This is a genomic window from Dolichospermum lemmermannii CS-548, from assembly GCF_028330815.1.
Lineage (GTDB): Bacteria > Cyanobacteriota > Cyanobacteriia > Cyanobacteriales > Nostocaceae > Dolichospermum > Dolichospermum lemmermannii.
This window is the reverse complement of record NZ_JAQMTJ010000296.1, coordinates 18,630-40,108: the sequence shown is the minus strand read 5'-3', so window position 1 is coordinate 40,108 and position 21,479 is coordinate 18,630. Positions and strand designations below refer to the sequence as shown.

Annotated in this window: 18 protein-coding genes; 14 read left to right on the top strand and 4 right to left on the bottom strand. The window is 40.7% G+C overall.

Annotation, left to right across the window (positions count from 1 at the left end):
• The first annotated feature begins 87 nt into the window (after positions 1 to 87).
• Together PN450_RS21115 and PN450_RS21110 are read left to right on the top strand one after the other, a co-directional pair.
• Positions 88 to 1,941 carry an N-acetylmuramoyl-L-alanine amidase gene (locus PN450_RS21115; protein WP_271837461.1) on the top strand — a complete coding sequence of 618 codons (1,854 nt, stop codon included), beginning with the start codon at positions 88 to 90 and terminating at the stop codon, positions 1,939 to 1,941.
• A gap of 241 nt (positions 1,942 to 2,182) precedes the next feature.
• On the top strand, positions 2,183 to 4,051 hold the full coding sequence (locus tag PN450_RS21110; protein ID WP_271837460.1) for an N-acetylmuramoyl-L-alanine amidase: 1,869 nt from the start codon (positions 2,183 to 2,185) through the stop codon (positions 4,049 to 4,051).
• Here PN450_RS21110 and PN450_RS21105 read toward each other — a convergent pair.
• Positions 4,017 to 4,166 carry a hypothetical protein gene (locus tag PN450_RS21105; RefSeq protein WP_271837459.1) on the bottom strand — a complete coding sequence of 50 codons (150 nt, stop codon included), beginning with the start codon at positions 4,164 to 4,166 and terminating at the stop codon, positions 4,017 to 4,019. The genes PN450_RS21110 and PN450_RS21105 overlap by 35 nt on opposite strands.
• 49 nt (positions 4,167 to 4,215) lie before the next feature.
• Here PN450_RS21105 and murI point away from each other — a divergent pair, with 49 nt between their 5' ends.
• A complete protein-coding gene (murI, locus tag PN450_RS21100) occupies positions 4,216 to 5,070 on the top strand; it encodes a glutamate racemase (RefSeq protein ID WP_271837458.1) in 855 nt (284 codons plus the stop codon).
• 37 nt (positions 5,071 to 5,107) lie between these two features.
• Here the strand turns inward: murI and PN450_RS21095 are convergent, their stop codons facing one another.
• On the bottom strand, positions 5,108 to 5,305 hold the full coding sequence (locus PN450_RS21095; protein ID WP_015080668.1) for a hypothetical protein: 198 nt from the start codon (positions 5,303 to 5,305) through the stop codon (positions 5,108 to 5,110).
• A gap of 827 nt (positions 5,306 to 6,132) precedes the next feature.
• Here PN450_RS21095 and sds point away from each other — a divergent pair.
• A complete protein-coding gene (sds, locus tag PN450_RS21090) occupies positions 6,133 to 7,104 on the top strand; it encodes a solanesyl diphosphate synthase (RefSeq protein ID WP_015080667.1) in 972 nt (323 codons plus the stop codon).
• 129 nt (positions 7,105 to 7,233) lie between these two features.
• Here the strand turns inward: sds and PN450_RS21085 are convergent, their stop codons facing one another.
• Positions 7,234 to 7,707 (bottom strand): hypothetical protein, encoded by a 474-nt coding sequence (locus PN450_RS21085; protein ID WP_041458069.1) that lies wholly within the window; start codon positions 7,705 to 7,707, stop codon positions 7,234 to 7,236.
• Between the two features lie 211 nt (positions 7,708 to 7,918).
• Here PN450_RS21085 and hetZ point away from each other — a divergent pair, with 211 nt between their 5' ends.
• From hetZ to PN450_RS21035, 10 genes are all read left to right on the top strand, one after another.
• Positions 7,919 to 9,106, top strand: a complete 1,188-nt coding sequence (gene hetZ / locus PN450_RS21080) for a heterocyst differentiation protein HetZ (RefSeq protein WP_271837457.1) — start codon at positions 7,919 to 7,921, stop codon at positions 9,104 to 9,106.
• A 194-nt stretch (positions 9,107 to 9,300) separates the two neighbouring features.
• Complete coding sequence (locus PN450_RS21075; RefSeq protein WP_271837456.1) at positions 9,301 to 10,077, top strand: PatU; 777 nt, start codon at positions 9,301 to 9,303, stop codon at positions 10,075 to 10,077.
• A gap of 261 nt (positions 10,078 to 10,338) precedes the next feature.
• Positions 10,339 to 12,675 (top strand): transglutaminase TgpA family protein, encoded by a 2,337-nt coding sequence (locus PN450_RS21070; protein ID WP_271837455.1) that lies wholly within the window; start codon positions 10,339 to 10,341, stop codon positions 12,673 to 12,675.
• Positions 12,676 to 13,114: 439 nt separating this feature from the next.
• Positions 13,115 to 13,381 carry an extracellular matrix/biofilm regulator RemA gene (gene remA, locus PN450_RS21065; protein WP_015080662.1) on the top strand — a complete coding sequence of 89 codons (267 nt, stop codon included), beginning with the start codon at positions 13,115 to 13,117 and terminating at the stop codon, positions 13,379 to 13,381.
• A 263-nt stretch (positions 13,382 to 13,644) separates the two neighbouring features.
• Positions 13,645 to 14,253 carry a guanylate kinase gene (gene gmk, locus PN450_RS21060; protein WP_271837479.1) on the top strand — a complete coding sequence of 203 codons (609 nt, stop codon included), beginning with the start codon at positions 13,645 to 13,647 and terminating at the stop codon, positions 14,251 to 14,253.
• A 63-nt stretch (positions 14,254 to 14,316) separates the two neighbouring features.
• Entirely contained in the window at positions 14,317 to 14,928 is a 612-nt protein-coding gene (locus PN450_RS21055) for an IS607 family transposase (protein ID WP_271837454.1), read from the top strand.
• A gap of 19 nt (positions 14,929 to 14,947) precedes the next feature.
• On the top strand, positions 14,948 to 16,123 hold the full coding sequence (locus PN450_RS21050) for an RNA-guided endonuclease InsQ/TnpB family protein (protein WP_271837453.1): 1,176 nt from the start codon (positions 14,948 to 14,950) through the stop codon (positions 16,121 to 16,123).
• A 189-nt stretch (positions 16,124 to 16,312) separates the two neighbouring features.
• Complete coding sequence (gene gap / locus PN450_RS21045) at positions 16,313 to 17,338, top strand: type I glyceraldehyde-3-phosphate dehydrogenase (protein WP_015080659.1); 1,026 nt, start codon at positions 16,313 to 16,315, stop codon at positions 17,336 to 17,338.
• 130 nt (positions 17,339 to 17,468) lie between these two features.
• The gene (gene pyk, locus PN450_RS21040; RefSeq protein WP_168650818.1) at positions 17,469 to 18,899 is read left to right on the top strand and encodes a pyruvate kinase; all 1,431 of its coding nucleotides are present in this window, start codon (positions 17,469 to 17,471) and stop codon (positions 18,897 to 18,899) included.
• A 156-nt stretch (positions 18,900 to 19,055) separates the two neighbouring features.
• The gene (locus PN450_RS21035) at positions 19,056 to 20,057 is read left to right on the top strand and encodes a transaldolase (protein ID WP_271837452.1); all 1,002 of its coding nucleotides are present in this window, start codon (positions 19,056 to 19,058) and stop codon (positions 20,055 to 20,057) included.
• A 387-nt stretch (positions 20,058 to 20,444) separates the two neighbouring features.
• On the opposite strand, the gene PN450_RS21030 is transcribed toward PN450_RS21035, so the two are convergent.
• Complete coding sequence (locus PN450_RS21030; protein WP_271821445.1) at positions 20,445 to 21,479, bottom strand: MAE_28990/MAE_18760 family HEPN-like nuclease; 1,035 nt, start codon at positions 21,477 to 21,479, stop codon at positions 20,445 to 20,447.

Here is a 21,479-nt window from a genome sequence, read left to right as displayed (position 1 = left end):
TCTATGTCATTAATTGACAGTGGTGGGTGTTTTTTGTATGTGTCCATATCATTATTAATTATTTAATTTAGCTAAGGAGAAAAAGCCGTGAAACTACAATGGTTACTACCTGCTACCTTTGGTACTGTACTCATGCTATCGTCGCCAACTTTAGCCGCAAAATTGGAATCTTGGCGATTTGATCGAAATCAAAATCTCTTAGAAATTAATACAAATAGTGCTGTAAAACCAGAAGCACAATTAGTTTTTACCCCCACTCGGTTAGTAATTGATTTACCGGGTGTGAAATTCGGACGTTCCCAGTTAACTCAACAAATAGGTGGAGGAATTCGGGAAATTCGCATTGGTCAATTTGATGAACAAACAACCAGGATAGTTTTAGAATTAAGTCCTGGTTATACCCTAGATCCAAAACAAGTGAAATTTGTTGGTAAAAGTGCTAATCGCTGGACAGTACAACTACCAAAATTAGAATCTGATTCCAACTCATCTGCCACCAATAATAACACTAACAATAATAATAATAATTACAATTTAGTCGGCATAGACTCCCAGGCAAAACCTGAATTTTCACCCATTTCTAAAACTGCTAACAGCAGGAGGGGAACAACTCAAATTGAGAGTTTCCAAATTACTGGTGATGGGTTTTTTATGCGGACAAATGGCGGTAATCCTCAAACTAGAATCATCAGAAGTCGAGATCAAACTACGGTATTTATTGACATTCTTGATGCAACTTTATCAGCAAATTTAACACAAGGAAATTTAGCCGTTAATAAACACGGTGTGGACAGCATTGGATTTACTCAATTGCAAACAACCCCAACATCTGTCCGCATGACCTTAAAAATCGCCACAAATAGCCCTGATTGGCGAGTAACCGCTAGTAGCAGCGGTTTAATTATCCTTCCCACCAGGGGAATGGTTAATGCCCCTGAAACTGATAATTTTCCCCCCACCAGAAACAATAACGACTCAATTGCGACAATTGAATCTATAGAACTTGCGGACAATGGCACACAATTATTAATTAAAGCCGACCAAGTTATATCCGCTACTACAGGTTGGGATAAAAGTTCTGGTTTGTTCCGGATCACCATTCCTAATGCTAAATTAGCCAATGAAGTCAAAGGCCCTACTTTTGATGCTAATAGTCCTATTATCAAACTTCGTCTGCAACCGCAACCGCCAAATACTGTAGTTATCTTGATTCAACCTGCATCAGGTGTTACACTAGGTGTACTCAATCAAGCAGGAGACAAATTCCTGGCTCTAAAACTGCAACAATATCGTCAGATTAGACCACCCATGAATTTACCTCCCCTATTACCACCCAAACAACAACTACCTGACCTTAAACCCAGACAACCACAAATTACCCCAAGGCGCGACCTTCGTAAAGGCAAAATAGTAGTGATAATTGACCCCGGACATGGTGGTAAAGACTCAGGGGCAATTGGTATCGGTGGAGTGCTGGAAAAGGATGTTATTTTACCAATTGGGAAAAGGATTGCCGAAATTTTGGAACGAAATGGTATCCAAGTAATTATGACTAGAGATTCTGACTACTTTGTGACTTTACCGGGACGAGTGACTATGGCAGAACGGGCTAATGCTGATGTATTTGTCAGTATCCACGCTAATTCAGCAGGTGCAAATCGTCCAGAAGTGAGTGGTTTAGAAACCTATTATTACGACAGTGGTTTAACACTGGCTCGCGTTGTCCATAAGAAAATTCTGCAAAGTCTCAATGTCAGAGACAGAAACGTGCGGAAAGCTCGGTTTTATGTTCTCCGTAAAAACTCTATGCCCGCAATTTTAGTAGAAACAGGTTACTTGACCGGTAGAGACGATGTTGCCAAACTGAGAACTTCAGCTTATCAAAATCAAATGGCCGATGCGATCGCCCAAGGCATACTTCAGTATTTAAAATCCAGATGAAAAGTAACTTTTATCACCTGTCATCTGATTCATCACCAACCCTAGAAAAATAAATTTGCTGACCAAATGGCAACAGTAAACCAATTATATGCTATAATTCTACGCCATTAGCCGTGTCTTACTACCAACACCAAAATCTTTTACTTGCACAAAGTTAAATTGGCAGCGGTGATGGTCTGAAGATTAGCCCATAAGTCGAGATATTGACAAATCCCATCAACAGGAATCAGGAGAAAGGATTGTGAAACTACATTGGTTAATACCTAGCACTTTTGGAACGGTCTTCATGCTATCTTCGCCCGCTTTTGCCGCGAAATTAGAATCTTGGCGGTTTGATACCAATCAAAATCACTTAGAAATTAACACATCTAGCGCTGTCCAACCCCAAGCCCAACTTATTTTTAACCCCACCCGTTTGGTAATTGACTTACCAGGAACCGAACTTGGTCGTCCGTCCGTAACCCAACAGATTGGTGGCAAAATTCGCACTATTCGTATCGGTCAATTTGATGACCAGACAACACGCTTAGTTATCGAACTAGCCCCTGGTTACACCTTCAACCCCAAGCAAGTCAAATTTATTCCCACCAATGGCAAACGCTGGATAGTAGAATTACCACAGCCAGAAGTTGCTTCTGGGCAAACTGGAGAACCATCACTACCCCCAACATCAGATCAATCATCTGAACCAACACTAGACCCCAGAAGTATTTACAACGTAGTTACAGCAAATCGGATTACCCCATCTAATCGAGAAATCCCCCCAGGGGTAGTGCAAATTGATCAATTCCGAGTTACAGGGGATGGGTTTTTTATTAGTACCAGTGGTGGAAGTCCTCAACTGCAAGTTAATCGCAGTCAAGACAATCGCTCTGTTAATATTGATATCATTGGCGCAGCCTTATCACAAAATATGGGACAACGGGATCTAGTGATTAATCGCTATGGAGTCCGTCGTATCCAATTTAGCCAATCATCCAGTAATCCATCTACTGTTCGCATGACCTTGCAGTTAGATAGCAATAGTCGCAATTGGCAAGCCCTACTTAGTGGTAACAGCGGTTTTGTCGTCATCCCAGATCGTTTGGCCAAATTACCTGATAATAACCAATCCTCCGCACCATCACTGAGTGACTCCCCCGCAATTATTCAATCTGTAGAAATCGGTGGTAATGGCACACAATTACTAATTCGGGCAGATCAAGCCATATCTGCTACCACTGGTTGGGATAGAAGTTCCGGTCTATTTCGCATCACCATTCCCAATGCTAAGTTAGCTAATCAGGTCAAAGGTCCGGTTTTTAGTAGTAATAGCCCTATTCTGAAAGTCCGTCTCCAACCCCAATCTGACAATACTGTAGTTGTTCTTGTTCAACCTGCATCTGGTGTTAGCTTTGGGGTACTTAATCAAGTCCCATCTCAATTATTAGCACTACAATTACAAACTAACCTCCGCTCTCAACGCCCTTTAATTACACCACCTATCCCTTCTATCCCACGACTAGATCCTCCAAGTTTTAGCACAGACCCACCGCAAACAAGACCCCAGCCCCGTCTACCAGTTCCTAATGGCAAAGTTTTAGTAGTTATTGATCCTGGACATGGCGGTAAAGATTCTGGCGCTCCTGGACTGGGTGGGTTGCTAGAAAAGGATGTCGTTCTACCTATTAGTACAAAACTGGCGAGAATTTTAGAACAAAACGGTATCCAAGTTGTCCTCACGCGAGATGCTGACTTTTTTGTGGAACTGCAAGGACGAGTGGATATAGCCAAGCGGGTTAATGCTACTTTATTTGTCAGCATTCACGCCAATTCTGTGGATAATCGGTCTGATGTTAATGGTTTAGAAGTCTATTATTACGACAGTGGTTATGCTTTAGCAGAAACTGTTCGGCAAACTATTCTCCAAAATATTAGTACCCTGAATAATCGAGGCACTCGGAAAGCTAGATTTTATGTGCTGAGAAAAAATACTATGCCTGCTATTTTAGTAGAAACAGGTTATATGACCGGTCGAGAAGATAATCCCCGTTTAGGATCACCAGAGTACCAAAGTCGTATGGCTGAGGGCATAGCTAGTGGTATTCTGAATTATTTAAAACAAAGATAATGATCGTCTGTTGTTCGTTGTCAGTTGTTCGTTGTTTTTTCTTTACCACTAACCACTGTACGGGCGAAGCATTTGGAGAACTATTTTTGGCAATGACCGATAATTTATCTTCCAAATGCTTCGCCCCTACTGACCACTAACCACAATCCAAATTAATACTTGCTGTGTATTCATCTTCTATTTTTGATAGTCATTTTGATACTTTCTCCCCTCAAGAACCTCAACGCGCTCCGATTGGGGTATTTGACAGTGGTATCGGTGGGTTAACCGTACTGCGACAAATTTATCAACAACTCCCCAACGAATCAATTATTTATGTGGGGGACACAGCCCGCCTTCCCTATGGTATTCGTTCCCAACCAGAAATTCTGCAATTTGTCCGAGAAATCCTCCATTGGATGCAGGAGCAACGGGTGAAAATGGCAATTATGGCTTGTAACACCAGTTCGGCTCTGGCATTAGATATAGTCCGTCAAGAATTTAATTTCCCCATTTTAGGAGTGATTCTACCAGGGGCAAAGGCAGCAGTCCAACAAGGACAGCGCATTGGTGTCATTGCTACTCCAGCTACGGCTCAAAGCAATGCCTACCGTCAGGCTATTTTAGAAATTCAACCCCATGTCCAAGTTTGGCAAGTCAGTTGTCCCGAATTTGTGCCACTAATTGAACAAAATCGCATTCATGATCCTTATACTACTGAAATCGCTAAAACTTATCTAGAACCTTTGCTGAAGCAGGAAATAGATACTTTAGTTTATGGTTGTACCCATTATCCCCATTTGTCACCAGTTTTGCGATCGCTCCTCCCTACCCAAGTCAAACTAATTGATCCAGCAGTTCATGTAGTAGCTGCTTGCTCTCAAGAATTAGATATACTAGGAATTAAGAATATTCATCCACCAATGCCCACCCGCTTCGCTGTCAGCGGTTGTCCTCAGCAATTTACCCAGTCTGCTTTGCAGTGGTTAGGCTATACCCCAATGGTAGAACAAGTCTGTTTTGCTGATGCTGTCGTATAATAAGGGGAGAAAGAAGAAAATTTCTCCCTCTCCCCTCTCAGTGACTATTCATAGCTTCAGTCACATTTGTCGTTAATCCTCTTTGCTGCTTGTACTTATCTTGGACAGCATCAGAATCGCTTTGAGAAAGACCTTTTTTGCCCGTTCGCTTGGCTAATGCTAATAATAAATACACACTAAATAAGTATCCAGCAGCTAAAATAAATATCATCATGGGCATATTTCCGTAAATCATTGTTCCCCCATCTTTAATTACTAAGGAAGGTAAAATTGCACACAAAACTAGCGAAACTTTAGTTAATCCAAGCACACCCTTGATAACTGTAGTTAGCTATACTAAACTTTCCAGTAGAAAATACATTTTCTCTGGTCCATTAATTTATTTTCTTTAATATCAACTTTCCCAGGCCATACATCCGACAGCAGTAAAGTTGCTAAATAGCAAAACTTAACTGCGCTCATCAGCAGTCTACCTAGCCTGTGTTATTGACTTCACGCCCATTTAAATAGATATACGCCAATACCCAACGTGCGCTGAATACGTTGAGTTACTTCCATAACTGGAAAAGCATAATTCAACTCAAAAGGCATGATTATCGCCGAGAATCTAGGAATTATTCCCATTTTTTCTTTGGCGACAAGTTATTTTAGACCCACAACACTAGTGCGTAAAATCACTCAATAATGGTTTTACTTAGGAAGTGAATAAGCTGAAAAATTTAATATCTCTAGGTATTAGCCTAACACAGCCAGCCTGAATTTGAAGCTAATTTTTTCACTAAATTTAAAAAATTTTCGTTGCTGACAGCGAATTTGCGGTTGTTGGTAATGCGCGTTATTTTATTAACATTTTACCTTTGATAACTACGTAGAATTGGGGTGACAAGAAATGAAGCGACATTAAAAGAGCATTTATGATAACATATTTTTAATTCAAGCTCCGAATAACTTAATAGGTATTAAAAATCAGATTCCCAGAGGAAAACTTTGCGCTGACACTGGGTTATCTTAAAATTAAAGAATATGTAAACTTTCGTAACCTAAGCCAGAGTCCGCCTATCCATGACCCCAGCCACCTCCCTGTTTACCCCTGTGGAAGCAGACCTGCAAATACTAGCAGATAACCTTAAACAGCTAGTTGGAAATCGCCACCCCATTCTCTATGCCGCAGCCGAACACTTATTCGGTGCTGGGGGTAAGCGAATCAGACCTGCGATAGTGCTGCTGATATCGCGGGCAACCATGCTACAAGAAGATATTACACCGCGTCACCGACGACTGGCAGAAATTACAGAAATGATCCACACAGCCAGCTTAGTCCATGATGATGTAGTAGATGAGTCAGATGTCCGCCGTGGTGTACCGACAGTACATAGTTTGTTTGGTAATCGCATTGCTGTACTTGCCGGGGATTTCCTCTTTGCTCAATCCTCTTGGTATTTAGCAAATCTCAATAATTTGGATGTTGTTAAACTGCTTTCGGAAGTAATTATGGATTTAGCCGCTGGAGAAATCCAACAAGGGTTAAATCGTTTTGATGCTGATCTTTCTACAGAAACCTACCTGCAAAAGAGTTATTACAAAACAGCCTCATTAATTGCCAACAGTTCTAAAGCCGCTGGCTTAATTAGTGAAACATCCCTAGAAACTGCCGAACACTTGTACAGTTACGGTCGCCATTTAGGTCTTTCCTTCCAAATAGTAGATGATATTCTTGATTTCACCAGTTCCACAGACACCCTGGGTAAACCAGCGGGTTCTGACCTCAAAAGTGGCAACCTGACAGCACCAGCTTTATTTGCCTTGGAAGAAAAACCTGACTTGGCAGCCTTGATTAACCGAGAGTTTGCCCAAGAAGGGGATTTAGAAAAGGCATTGGCACTAATTCATGATAGTCGAGGTATCCAGCGAGCTAGAGAGTTAGCTGCTCACCATGGCAAATTAGCCACCGAGCATATTGGTATTTTAGAACCATCAGCATCCCGCGAAGCCCTGATGAATTTGACCGACTATGTCCTAAGTCGGCTCTACTAAGCAAAATTTAGGGCGATTTAAGGTTTGGGATTGAGGAGATTTAATATCCAAAATCCCAAATTTAGTTATGGATTCTTCCTCCTTCTAATTCTTCCTCCTGACTCCTGACTCCTGACTCCTGACTCCTAGTTATGCAATATTGGGAGGAATTATTTTTTTGCCTTTAAATTCCTGTAATCGTTGCTGAATCAGCCTTTCTAGTTGAGAACGCCGCACTTCTACAGTATTTGTTATATTTCCTGGTGTTTCGATAAAAACTATGCTGTGTACTGGTTTCAGGGCTACCAATTGGAATAAAATTTGAGTAACATCCATGAGGGTTGGCAGCAAGTGAGGGTCACGCCCATCATCTGAGATTAGGGAAACATCTTGTATGGTAGGGAAAGCGTAAATAACTTGCTTTTCTATTCCTGGATTTGCGCGATTGCTCAATGTAGTTAAAACCCAATCCTGCTCAGAATTTTGGAGAATAAAGTATTGGTAGTGGTTTAACTTTTGGGCAATAGCGATTAATACAGGAGCGATTGATACCATAATCTGTGGTGTCACGCCATCCTGGGGTGCATTGTCTATCAGCAATTGAATTTGTGCTTCTAAATCCATCATGAGTTGTAAATGACTTTTGGATAATGGCTAAAACATGAGCGCAAAATATCCCACAAAATGGGGGTTCACAAGTTCAATCTTCTTACGCCACATATCCTCACTGTAGATTGGTTTGCGTTTGACTTGTACACAAAAACCATGCAGCTATTATCTAAGGTCTGACAAGTCGTGTCCAAAGTATGTTAGGGTCTTTTTGAGAACTGGGACTATGAATTCAACAGCAATCGCAACTAATCAGGGGAAAATTTCTATCAGCGTGGAGGTCATCTTTCAATTCCTATTTAAGGAACTTCAACAGTCAACTAAGGCTTCGGAGCAAAATTGTCACGATGTATCTGTGAGAATTACTAACGAAGTTTTGCGGATTTGTAATGAAAGTAAACGCATTCAAACTTCCGGATCTGTAGAAAGTTCAGCCATGAGCCTAGCTAAACATCGGTTACAACAGTGTATCCGATACTATCAGTTAGGTTCAAGTCGTGGCAGGGTAGAATTACATAGCACATTGAGTGCCATTGTTTACCGTTATATTAATCCCCCTCACAAGCAATTAAGCTATCAAGGGCGGTTGACGATTATTGAAGATTTTCTCCAGAGTTTTTATCTGGAGGCTTTAAATGCTTTTAGAAGGGAGAACCAATTAGGTCTTACCTATCGTCCCCATACTCTCTTGGAATTGGGAGAATACATGGCATTTACCGAACGATATGGTAAACGGCGGATTCCCCTCCCCGGTAGGCAGCAACAGTTAATTATTCTGCGAGCGCAAACTTTTTCTAAACAGCAGCCTTTAGAAACAAGTGTAGATATAGAACAGGCATCATCTGGTGGGGGTGGTGAGTCTGACGGTTCTTGGGAAGAGCCAGCTATCCACCAATTGCGCTCGGCTATGGCAATGCAGCCCGAACCAGAAGAAGATACCCTGCGCTCGGTTGTGATTACTGAATTAATAGACTATTTAGCAGAAAAAGAACAATCTGACTGTGCTGATTACTTTGCTCTTCGTCTTCAGGATTTATCAGCACCAGAAATTGAGTCAATTTTGGGTTTAACATCTCGGCAGCGTGATTACTTGCAGCAACGGTTTAAATATCATTTAATTCGGTTTGCTCTTTTACATCGCTGGGAATTGGTACATGAGTGGTTAGAAGTTTCTTTACCAACTAATTTGGGTTTAACTCCAATTCAATGGGAAACTTATACAGCCCAGTTAGATAATAAAGAAAAGTCCATCTTAGATTTGAAGCAAGAAGGAAAACCTGATGAGGAAATATCTAAGACTGTAGGCTTGTCAATGGCACAATTACAGAAACGTTGGTTTAAGATTTTGGAACAGGCTTGGGAAATTCGGAATTCCTTAGTGTCCGGATCTAGTGCATCTACCCATGAATGGTGACTTGTGAATCTTCACAAAATCATCAACTTGCTTGGGTATTGAAAAATTACAGATTCAGCACCTACTTGTACAGCTTGTTATAATGTGAGGAAATTGACGGGGTAGACATTCATTTCCAGATGGTAGCCAAATGATTGGTGAACTCAGATTGACAAGAAAAGCCCCAAACCTTTCAATTGGGAGAAATTCCTACTGTGCAAGAACGTTTTCAAGCTATTCTTAAGCGTCGTTTACAAGACCAAGTAGAAAAAAATCCGCCGTTGTTCCCCTGGGAAACACAATCAGTGGAGTATCCTGACTGTGTAGAAGAACAATATCTGGGATTAGTTCCTGTTTGGGGGTGGACGGTCCACCAATCTAAGTTAAATTTACCGATTCCTTTGCCCGAAAAAGTTTTTTGGCAATTGTTGGCCAAATGTCAGGTTTTATTGACATCTCCCCTACCTCTGGGAGCTAAATTAGTTCAGGTGGTAGAAAGTATGTTTCCCACCGATACTCAAGTCATCAATGATTTGGCTGGGTTAGTGTTGAGAAGCTCTTATCGTTCTGCTGATACTTTGACAGCTACGGCTGATGTTGAGAGCGATTATTTTGATTTATTACCACGTCAACAAATGGCATTGTCGTTAATGGCAGCCAAGCAACTGTTAGAAAATCTAACTTTGCCGATTTCATTTAATCAGCCACTGCTAGAAAGACAATGGCTCACTACGGTGGGGACTTTGAGTATTCGAGTAGAATTACGGAATTTAGGTAAATTTACGAGGTTGACGGTTCAGGGTGAATTACCTACATTGGGGATTTTACAACTCCAGGGTAATCCTACTCAAGAATTTGTGAGGTCTGAGACTTCAGAAATACCGATGATAGAGTTACAAATTGATAGAAATCAGCCAACTTATACTTTGGCAGTGGAGTTTCCCGAATTGGATCAACAGCCTTTATTGTTGGCTATTCAGGTGAAAATCTAAGGCAAATGCCATATCTAGGAATTAGATGGGAGCAATGGCAACTGATGTATAATAATCTTGATTAATTTTCTGGCTTTAAAACTTAATTCTCTTGGAAATCAACAATATTAATTAAAGGTGTATCTAGAACCCTAGCTATGAGCAGGATACTTGTACTCTTAGGGAGTATACGGCTAGGATAAGGGGGTGAAGACAAGATGATAGTTTTCATACCTAGCATTGTGTCCGCAGCGTCTACATCATAGCTTTGGTTGTTTGAAAATGTTTAATTTATCCAGGATGAATCGGTTTTGGCGTTTACCGGTAGGTAATCAGTGGCAACAAACTAGAGGAAAATCTCCAACAAGGGAAGTGGAAGATTCAATTCCTTTACGAGTGCTGGTGATGGCTTTGGTAATTTTGGGGATTGTGGCCACGGATATTGCTGGTGAAACTCAATTTAGTCTGTGGACAGTACCATTAACTATGGTAGGAACGGGGTGGAGTTACTACCGTCGCCGTAGTTCTAATATTCCTGTGCAGTTCTGTATTGCGATAGGAATGTTATTGGCTTTGGGGGCTTTTTTTGGGCGGTTTATTGGTAATTGGAATGATACTCGGCTAAGTTTGGCGGAGTTATTGATTCAATTGCAGGTATTACATAGTTTTGATACGCCCCGACGCAAAGATTTGGGCTATTCGATTGTGATTGGGTTGATATTGCTGGGTGTGGCGGCGACGTTGAGTCAAACTATGACGTTTGCACCTGTGTTACTATTATTTTTAGGAATATCTCTCCCCACTTTAGTGCTTGATTACCGTTCTCGTCTAGGGTTCAAGCAATCTACTTCGGAAAAATCTGCCAAAAAGAATAATTCTAGTTTCAATTTTAAATTTCTAATTTTAAATTTTTTGTTGATTGTGGCTTTAGGACTGGGGATTTTTGCAATTTTACCCAGAGTTCCTGGTTATCAGATTCAGTCTTTTCCTGTGAGTGCGCCCCTGAAAATTCCCGAAAATTTCACGGGGCGGAGTATTATTAACCCCGGTTATGTCCGTGAAGGCAAGGGTAATGGTCAAGGTAATGGCAATTATAGTGATAGTGGCTCAGGAAAAGCTGGTGAACCAGGAAAAATAAACAGTAATTTTTATTACGGTTTCAATAGCGAGATTAACCAAAACCTGCGGGGGGAAATGAAACCCAAGGTGGTGATGCGTGTGCGATCGCAAGCAGCAGGTTTTTGGCGCGTCCTGGCTTTTGACAATTATACGGGTAAGGGTTGGAAGATTTCCCGTAATGATCAAGTTACTACCCTCAGACAATCATCCTGGACTTCCCGCATTTCTATTGATTTTCCACCCTTGGCTACTCTCACCAAAGAGGTAGTGCAAACCTATAATTTGGTGACAGAGTTGCCTAATCTGGTTCCGGCAATGTCCTATCCCAAAGCTTTGTACTTTCCCACACCAATGATAGCGGTTGATCAAGAAGATGGTTTACGTGCGCCAGTACAGTTATCAGAAGGGCTAACATATACCGTAGTTTCAGATGTTCCTTACCGCGATCGCTCTTTATTAGGTAAAGCATCAACTAAATATCCAGCCAATATTAAAAACTATTACCTGCAAATCCCGCCAAAAATTGCCGATAAAGTCCGCAAACGAACTGAAGAAATACTGGCTAGTTATGATCAACAAAGGGTTTCCCGTTCTCCAGGGACGAAAAGCCTAGATTCAGCTTATGAAAAAGCTCTTTACTTAGCCCAGTATGTTAAACAAAATTACACCCTACCGACAAATCCTTTAGATTTGCCTTATTTGAATGAAAAGGATGACTTGGTAGAAACCTTTTTATTCAAAAATAAAGGTGGTTATCCCGACCATTTTTCCACTGTATTAACGGTGATGCTGCGTTCTGTAGGTATTCCATCACGGCTAGTGGCGGGATTTGCCCCAGGAGAGTTTAATCCGTTTACAGGAATGTATGTTGTCCGCAATACTGATGCCTATGCGATGACGGAAGTTTATTTTCCTAAGTATGGCTGGTTTACCTTTGATCCAATTCCTGGACATCCTTTAATTCCCCCTTCGATAGAAGAAGATCAGACTTTTAGTGTGCTGCGGCAATTTTGGAATTGGGTGGCTGGTTGGCTACCTTCACCAATTACAGCTATTTTAAATACTGTATTTGGGACGATATTTAGCTGGTTATTCCCAGGAATAGCTTGGTTTTTGGCTTTATTTACTAAAGGTTGGTTGGGGGTATTAACTGGTTTAATTGTGGGGACAATCGCAGCCTTTTTAGGTTGGCTGGGTTGGGGACAATGGCGTAAGTGGCTAAATATCCGGTGGTTAAAGAAATTACCGCCAATGGAAAGACTTTACCAGCAAATGCTGCAATGGACTGCTAACAAGGGTTTAGGTAAGCATCCCAGTCAAACACCTCTAGAATATGCCCAGTTTTCATACCAACACCATTCTCCAGAAATAGCGGAGGTGATAGATGAAATCTGTCATGCTTATGTGAGTTGGCGTTATGGTGGACATACTCCCAACTGGCAGCAGTTACAACAAAGATGGCAAGCATTGAAGAAAGTTGATAAAAATCGCGTTTCTTGATCATTCGGCGCATTTACAGCACTTTCCGGTGTTATGAGGTACTTATGTAGCGGGCAAGACTTGTACTGAGCTTGTCGATAGCGCAGCGTGGCGTTAGCCATAGTATGCCCGCACTACAAGAGTTTCATAATTCAAGTTTGTACCTCATTAGAGCGAAATCTGCCGGATAAATGCCCATTTCCAGCTTGAAAAAGCTCATCTTGCCTATATTATTTTCAATTCACAAGAAACATTTACTAGCTTAGATGGATATAATCTTGCATATATCATAGGGGGTATTTTTAGGAGATTTGGCCGATAACACAGCTAAAAAAAGCATAAGTTATGAAAAAACTCAGATTAACGGGGGTTAAATCGTTGTAACTCCCATTCTTTAGCGATAACATGGAAATAAGTTTGCTACAAGCTTTTCATTTCTCGTTTAGCTGAAATTTTTTTTATGGAAATTCAATTAATCAATATCGGGTTTGGTAATATCGTCTCTGCCAACAGAGTCGTTGCCATCGTTAGTCCAGAATCTGCTCCCATTAAACGCATTATCACCGATGCTAGGGATAGAGGTCAACTGGTTGATGCTACCTATGGACGACGGACTAGGGCAGTGATTATTACTGATTCTAGTCATGTTATTCTCTCTGCGATTCAACCAGAAACCGTAGCCAATCGGTTTGTGATTTCTCGTGATCATCATGTTGTAGATAATTAATCATTGGCATAATTATCAACCCAACTCTATTTGTACCATATCGGCTGTACTATGTGAATTAGACTGGTTTTCTGTCACCAGTGCTACAAATTCTTTAGTCTTGATGCTATTTTGAAGAGTGAGGATAAGAAATACTGCCGCAGAGGCTGATACCGTAGGTATTTAACCATCTCAAATCCTAAATTCAAAATAGTATTAGTTATTTTAGTCGCTAAAACAAGACTAAGGAATCATTTGTATTTATTAATTCACTTTTTTCACGGATAATGCAAGTTTTACCTACCCATAATGGTGCAAATACGAAAGAATGTCCGCCTCTGGGCAAACTAATTGTTTTAACCGGTCCGAGTGGAGTCGGCAAAGGTACGTTAATGAATGAAATTCTCCGGCGTTATCCAGAATTGCATTATTCAGTATCTGCAACGACTCGTTCACCTCGTCCGGGAGAAATCAATGGTAAAAACTATAACTTTATTAGTCGGAGTCAGTTTGAACAGTTAGTTACTCAAGGCGAATTTTTAGAATGGGCAGAATTTGCTGGTAACTGTTATGGTACGCCCCGTGAAGCTGTTTTGAACTATATTCAGTTGGGTAAGTTGGTGTTGCTAGAAATTGAACTAGCAGGAGCAAGACAAATCCGTCGTACATTCCCTAGCGCCCTGAGTATTTTTATTTTGCCACCTTCATTTGCAGAACTAGAAAACCGCATTCGTGGACGGGGACAAGATTCGGAAGAGGCTATTTCTCGTCGTTTGCAACGTGCTGAAGAGGAGATTGCCGCTGCTAACGAATTTGATATAAAAATTATCAATGATGATTTTGAGCAAGCTTTAAAGGAAATAGAGATAGAGATAGGACGTAATTTACCATGACATACTAGACATAGCCGGACATTCGTGGTATGATAGGACAAGCAACAAACTTAGTTCTATCAGATGACAGTAAATTATGTACCTCCAAGAGTCGCTGCTACCAGATTGGGAGTCAGCACCAAAACGCTTGAAAGGTGGCTTGAAAACGGGAAAATCGAAGGCATCTTTACCCAAGGTGGACAAAGAAGATATAACCTCGATTCAATTATCCCTGTTCGACATGGCAATCCGCCAGACGAACGAGCCACCCTTTTATATGCCAGAGTTTCAAGCCGCAGTCAGAAAAACGACCTTGAGCAACAGGTTCAGTTTCTCCAGTCTCGTTACCCTGACGCAGAAATCATCACTGACATCGGCAGCGGACTCAACTTCAAGCGAAAAGGTCTTCAAACCTTACTGGACAGAGTTCTCGGCAACACTTGCAAGCTTGTTGTCATTGCCCACAAAGATCGGCTTTGTCGCTTTGGATTCGATCTTATCTCATGGCTCTGTGCTAGGCAGCAAACTCAAGTATTGGTTCTCAACCAAGCGAACCTCAGTCCAGAACGCGAAATGGTTGAAGATATTCTTGCCATTATCCATGTCTTCAGTTGGCGATTGTACGGACTCAGAAAGTACAAAAAACAAGTCGCTGAAGACAGTGAGTTACCGAGTGTATCCAGTAAAGGAACTTGAGTTTATTTGGAAAAAATGGGTGGCTGCCGTTCGCAAGGTTTACAACATTTCCATTGCCTACTTAAACGAAAATCAAGGCTTTAGTAAGGTTGGTAAAAAAGGTGGAAAAATGGGGTTTAGAACCATGCTTAAAGCCTCCGGTTTAATCCCTCAATGGTGTTTAGATTTGAATGTTTCTAAAATACTAGACAACGCTTCAATGGCAGCATATAAAGCCTGGTCAGAAACAGCCAAAAACCCCAAAACAATTAATAAAGGTAAAGACAAAAAACCGCATCATCAAGCAGGACTAAGGATTGCTAAGTTCCGAAGTATCCGTGACCAAAAACTAACTATTCAATTTGACCCGTCAGCATATAAAAATGGTAGATGGATGGTATCAACAACTAAACATCTACCGCGTCCTGAATTTAGAGGACAAGATTTTTGTGTTTTAACTGACGGGTCTTCAGAACTCACCTACAACAAGGGTCGCTGGTTTGCTCACTTCCCTGTAGAATTGCAGCAGACCGCAAGTGTTACAAATAAAATAATTTCACTTGACCCCGGCATCAGAACTTTTATGACTGGTTTTGATGGCAGCGACTTCTTAGAGTTTGGGAATGGAGATTTCAACAAAATAGCTAAACTTTGCTCACACCTTGATAAGCTTAAATCAAAACATGATCTAAGCGTTGGACACAAATTCAAACGTCTTAGATCCAAACTTAGACTGGCGATGGAAAGACTCAGAACTAGGATTAAAAATCTTCGCTCTGAGTGCCATAAACAAGTCGGTTCATATCTAGCCAAAAACTATGATGTGATTGTACTTCCTACCTTTGAGACTTCCCAAATGGTTGTTAAAAAGAAACGGAAGCTAAGGAGCAAAACAGCTAGGGCAATGATGACTTGGGCATTCTATCAGTTCTCTCAAACTCTTGAACATTTGTGTAACCGTTACGGTTCTAAATTAGTGAGAATAACTGAAGAATATACATCGAAGACCTGTACTAAATGTGGTCACGTTCATAGAAATCTTGGTAGTTCTAAGAACTTTGTTTGCCCTAATTGCGGTTATGAAATACCGCGAGATTTTAATGGAGCCGTGGGGATTTTCCTCAAGGCAATGTGGGATACCACCTTTACCAACTCAGTTGGTGATGTTGTACTGGACATTCACGATATCTCAGATGTCAGGGAATGTCTCGGTTAAAAGTATCAGTCTCCTCTATGAAGACACGAAGATTTTAATGCAAGTAATCAATGAACAAGAACTAAACCTTAAAATATGCCAGTTAAATTAACTTTATGCCTTTTGTGACTGTAAGAATCAGCTAAGTCAGACTAGAATTAACCGGGCCAGTTAACCTTTGCTGAAATTCCCAACACAGGAGGTTTAATTTTGACGAAGTTGAAAATTGGTATTAATGGATTCGGTCGAATTGGTAGACTTGTGTTACGTGCTGGTCTTACCAATCCCAATATTGAATTTGTAGGAATTAATGATTTAGTTCCCCCCGATAACCTGGCTTATCTTCTCAAGTACGACTCCACACACGGAAGATTGAAAAGCAAAGTTGCAGCCAGAGAAGACGGGATAGTTATTGACGGTTATTTTATCCCCTGCGTATCCATGCGAAATCCCGCCGAATTACCTTGGGGTAAATTGGGTGTAGATTATGTTGTCGAATCCACAGGACTCTTCACGGACTACCCTGGGGCGGAAAACCACCTCAAAGCAGGTGCAAAGCGGGTTGTGATTTCTGCACCGACAAAAGAACCAGAGAAAGTAAAAACAATGGTCATGGGTGTAAATCATCACCTATTTGACCCAGCCAAGGACTTAATTGTTTCTAATGCTAGTTGTACTACAAATTGTTTAGCCCCTATTGCTAAAGTCATTAATGATAACTTCGGTTTAGCCGAAGGGTTAATGACCACAGTTCACGCCACAACAGCCACTCAGCCCACGGTAGATGGTCCCAGTCGTAAAGATTGGCGCGGTGGACGGGGTGCGGGTCAAAATATTATTCCCTCCGCTACAGGGGCAGCTAAAGCGGTGGCTTTGGTATTACCAGAATTGAAAGGTAAATTAACTGGAATGGCTTTGAGAGTTCCCACTCCTGATGTCTCCGTAGTTGATTTAACTTTCAAAACCACCAAAGCCACTTCTTACAAAGAAATCTGTGCAGCGATGAAAAAAGCTGCGGAAGGTAATTTGTCAGGTGTATTAGGTTACACAGATGAAGAAGTAGTATCTACAGATTTTCAAGGTGATTCCCACTCCAGCATCTTCGACGCGGGTGCAGGAATTGAACTCAATGCTAATTTCTTCAAAATTGTCTCCTGGTATGACAACGAATGGGGTTACTCCAACCGCGTCATTGATTTAATGTTGTCAATGGCCAAGAAAGAAGGATTGATTTAGGTAATGGGTAATTGGTAATTGGTAATTGGTAATTGGTAAAACATTCTTCCCAATGACCAATCACCAATTACCAATGACCAAACCAGGGCTTAACGGAGTGTGCTACCTTAACGTTACTCCTTACATACTTATGCGTCGCACTAAAATTGTTTGTACTATTGGACCTGCTACATCTTCACCTGAGAAGTTAGAAGCTTTGGTAAGAGCAGGAATGAATATGGCGCGGTTGAATTTTTCTCATGGCGCTTATGAGGCTCATGCTCAGGTTTTTCATCATTTGCGGCAAATTAGCAAGGATTTACACAAGCCAATTGCGATTATGCAGGATTTGTGTGGTCCAAAAATTCGGTTGGGAAAATTACCACCGGAAGGACTGATGTTAGAAGCTGGGACTGAGGTAACTTTTGTTTTACAAGAGAAGGGTGAAACTATTGATGAGTTACCCTTACCTCTACCTACTCTCTTTGCTATGATGCGATGTGGGGAAACGATTTTAATTAATGATGGGCGGGTGAAATTAACTGTTACCAGTCGAGACGCTGATAGAATTCGCGCTCATGTGAATATTGGTGGTTTGATTTCTTCTCATAAAGGTGTAAATTTACCTGCAACTCCTTTACCTGTAAGTTCAATTACAGAAAAGGATTTAATGGATTTACGTTTTGGGATACAATTAGGAGTAGACTGGGTAGCGGTTTCCTTTGTGCGATCGCCCCAAGACCTCGAACCTGCACGCCGGATGATTGAAGGCGCTGGCTCAAAAATTCGTCTCATTGCCAAAATTGAACGGGCGGAAGCAGTGGAACAGCTAGATGCTATCATTGCAGCCGCTGACGGTATTATGATTGCTCGTGGGGATTTAGGGGTGGAAGTACCGATTTATGAAGTCCCCCTGATTCAAAAAGACATTGCTCGTCGTTGTAATCAAGCTGGTAAACCCGTGATTACAGCTACTCAAATGTTAGAGTCCATGATTAGCGCGCCCGACCCTACTCGCGCTGAAGCTACGGACGTGGCTAACTCAATATTAGATGGCACAGATGCGGTAATGTTATCTGGAGAAACCGCAATGGGTGAATATCCCCTAGCTGCTGTCCAAACTATGCACAATATTGCATTAAGAACAGAAACCGTACTTCAAGAGGGAAATAGACATTCTTGGAGTCCGAAAGCGGGTAGTTTGACGGTGACAGAATCAGTATCTCAATCGGTTTGTCGCATTGCCTATGAAACTGGTGCAAAAGCGATTCTCTGTAATACTACATCAGGAAGCACAGCCAAACTCGTTTCTAAATATCGTCCCAGCACACCAATTATCGCTCTTACTTCCGACTGTACCGCCTACCGTCAATTGGCTTTATCTTGGGGTGTAGAACCGCTACTGATTCAACCTGTTCACAATGCTGAAGAAATGTTTGTGAATGTGGTAGACACCGTTGTAGATAGTGGTTTAGTTCAGGAAGGAGACAAGGTGGTGATTACCTCTGGTGTCCCAATTGGTCAATCTGGAACAACAAGTTTAATTAAAGTGCATTCTATTGGACAGCCAATTACAGCATGACGCATCTAAAATGGGTAGTTGGTAATTGGTAATTGGTAATTGGTAATTGGTAATTGGTGATTGGTAACAATTTCTATCACCACTGACAACTAACCACTGACAACTGACAACTGACCACTGACAACTGACAACTGACCACTGACATTGGAGTATGTTATGCCTAAGAACTTACTAGAAGCACTACGGGCGGTGACCGTTGTGGTAGCGGATACCGGAGATATCCAATCAATTGAACAGTTTAAACCTCAAGATGCTACTACCAATCCCTCACTGATTACTGCTGCGGCACAAATGCCGGAATATCAGGATATTGTTGATCAGACTTTACTGAAAGCTAAAAAAGATGCTGGCGCTGGTGCTAGTCAAGCACAGGTGGTATCTCTAGCTTTTGACCGTTTGGCGGTATCTTTTGGATTGAAAATTTTGCAAATTATCCCTGGTCGTGTATCTACAGAAGTAGATGCTCGGTTATCTTATGATACGGATGCTACTGTAGCTAAGGCACGGGATTTAATCGCTCAGTATAAAGCTGCTGGTGTTTCCAAGGAGAGGGTTTTGATTAAAATTGCTTCTACTTGGCAAGGTATCAAAGCTGGAGAAATTTTGGAAAAAGAAGGTATTCACTGTAACTTAACTTTACTATTTGGTCTGCACCAAGCGATCGCCTGTGCGGAAGCTGGTATCACTTTAATTTCTCCTTTCGTTGGTCGGATTCTTGACTGGTACAAGAAAGATACTGGCCGGGATAGCTATCCCGCAGCGGAAGATCCAGGTGTATTGTCTGTAACTAGCATTTATAACTACTATAAAAAGTTTGGTTATAAAACCGAGGTAATGGGCGCTAGTTTCCGCAATATTGGCGAAATTACTGAATTAGCTGGTTGCGATTTGCTGACTATTTCTCCAGGGTTGTTGACAGAATTGCAAAATACTGTCACAGAATTACCCCGCAAACTTGATCCTGCTAAGGTAGCAAATCTATCAATTGCCAAAATTTCTATTGATCAAGCCACCTTTGAGCAAATGCACAATGGCGATCGCATGGCTTCTGATAAACTTGCAGAAGGTATTGATGGTTTTACCAAGGCTTTGATTTCTTTGGAAAAACTATTGGCCGAAAGATTGGCTGGTTTAGAAAGTGAAAAGGTAACTGCTTAATAATTGGTGATGGGTAATAGGTAATTGGTAAAATCCTTACCTATTCTCTATTACCTATTACCTGCTCTATCTACTTTTCACGGGTTGTTTTCGGATTAGCTAATTCATATTTTGAGCCTCTATTTTTAATATTTTAGTGTTTTGCTATAAGCCCTAAATTGATAATTTTGTGGTTATGCAATCTTTGCTAAAAGCACAACTATGAATAATTAATTTTCCGTCAACTTAATTTGATTTCATGTCTGCTATAGCACCTCTTGTCATAGCCGCGATCGCTTGATCAGTCCCTGTCGGTAAGTGATAATATTTACCTCCGGCTGCTTTTTATTACCAGGATTAGAATTTACAGAATTTAAGGATGTTTTAAAGTTAATTTTGAGTACAAATTCAAGTTATCAATTGATATAGCTTTAACCCTTTTCTGGCATCAACATCAAATTTTAACCCGATCTCCATTCCTGGGGTTGTTTTAATCTCAGGAATTGACTCACTATTAATACTCTCTATTGTAGCTATTTGACAGTATGAATCACCTACTAAAAATAAACTATCTCCGACTGACAATAAATATTCTACATCTGCGGTTAAAATTGCAGCTTGAGGTTTTTTAAACCACTCTGTAATTTTACCAATTACTTGAGATTGACCAATTAATTTTTTATTTTCAATAACTTGATAAGTTACTAATTCAGTTAATGCTTGACACAAACTTTCCACAAAATCACATAATTCTAAAAGTTCCTTAGCCGATAACCAATTATCTATATTTGTTTCATGTGCTGCATCGTTACGATAACTAATAAATGTATCAAGTTCCTTGTCAACTGAGTTTTCATTTGCTCTGATTTCCTTAATAAAATGTATTACATATCTATTTTTTAAAATCCAAGACCATGTATTTGCTACTCCAGCATTTGTTAACAATCTTTCTAGAGTATCTTTGCGTAAATTGTCTTCATGAAATAGAAAAGCGTCTGATACTAGTTCATATTTCTCCTGACCAGTGTTTCCATAGAATAACCCTCGCATTACTGTTTCAGGATTTAAGTGCGAATATCTATTTTTTTTAAGTTCAATTAGCAATCTTCCCACTCCTATTTGGTGGGTATTGCGTATACTTTCTTCTAAGTTTAAATAATTTGGATATAATTCTGGTAATAATATTAACCAATCTCGAATTAAGTCTTCTACAAAGGTTTCATAAATAGCATATAAACGAGTTACGACAGCACAGTGATCATAAACACGCCCATCAGTTAATTCAGGGATATCTTGAAACACATTCATTAGGACTATTTTTGTTTCTTCTGTATATACAGAAAAATTTCCAAAAGCAATCTCCCGAATTTTCTCATTAGTTCTAATAATGGAACGAATAGTAGAGATATTACCCTTTACAGCCATAAGCAGATTCTGAAACAT

Bases quoted from the DNA above. Each gene is read 5' to 3' on its own strand.
- hetZ (WP_271837457.1), top strand. From the start codon at position 7,919: ATGAATTCAACAGCAATCGCAACTAATCAGGGGAAAATTTCTATCAGC.
- PN450_RS21085 (WP_041458069.1), bottom strand. From the start codon at position 7,707: ATGGATTTAGAAGCACAAATTCAATTGCTGATAGACAATGCACCCCAG.
- PN450_RS21095 (WP_015080668.1), bottom strand. From the start codon at position 5,305: ATGATTTACGGAAATATGCCCATGATGATATTTATTTTAGCTGCTGGA.
- pyk (WP_168650818.1), top strand. From the start codon at position 17,469: ATGCGTCGCACTAAAATTGTTTGTACTATTGGACCTGCTACATCTTCA.
- remA (WP_015080662.1), top strand. From the start codon at position 13,115: ATGGAAATTCAATTAATCAATATCGGGTTTGGTAATATCGTCTCTGCC.
- PN450_RS21055 (WP_271837454.1), top strand. From the start codon at position 14,317: ATGACAGTAAATTATGTACCTCCAAGAGTCGCTGCTACCAGATTGGGA.
- PN450_RS21030 (WP_271821445.1), bottom strand. From the start codon at position 21,479: ATGTTTCAGAATCTGCTTATGGCTGTAAAGGGTAATATCTCTACTATT.
- sds (WP_015080667.1), top strand. From the start codon at position 6,133: ATGACCCCAGCCACCTCCCTGTTTACCCCTGTGGAAGCAGACCTGCAA.
- PN450_RS21070 (WP_271837455.1), top strand. From the start codon at position 10,339: ATGTTTAATTTATCCAGGATGAATCGGTTTTGGCGTTTACCGGTAGGT.
- PN450_RS21035 (WP_271837452.1), top strand. From the start codon at position 19,056: ATGCCTAAGAACTTACTAGAAGCACTACGGGCGGTGACCGTTGTGGTA.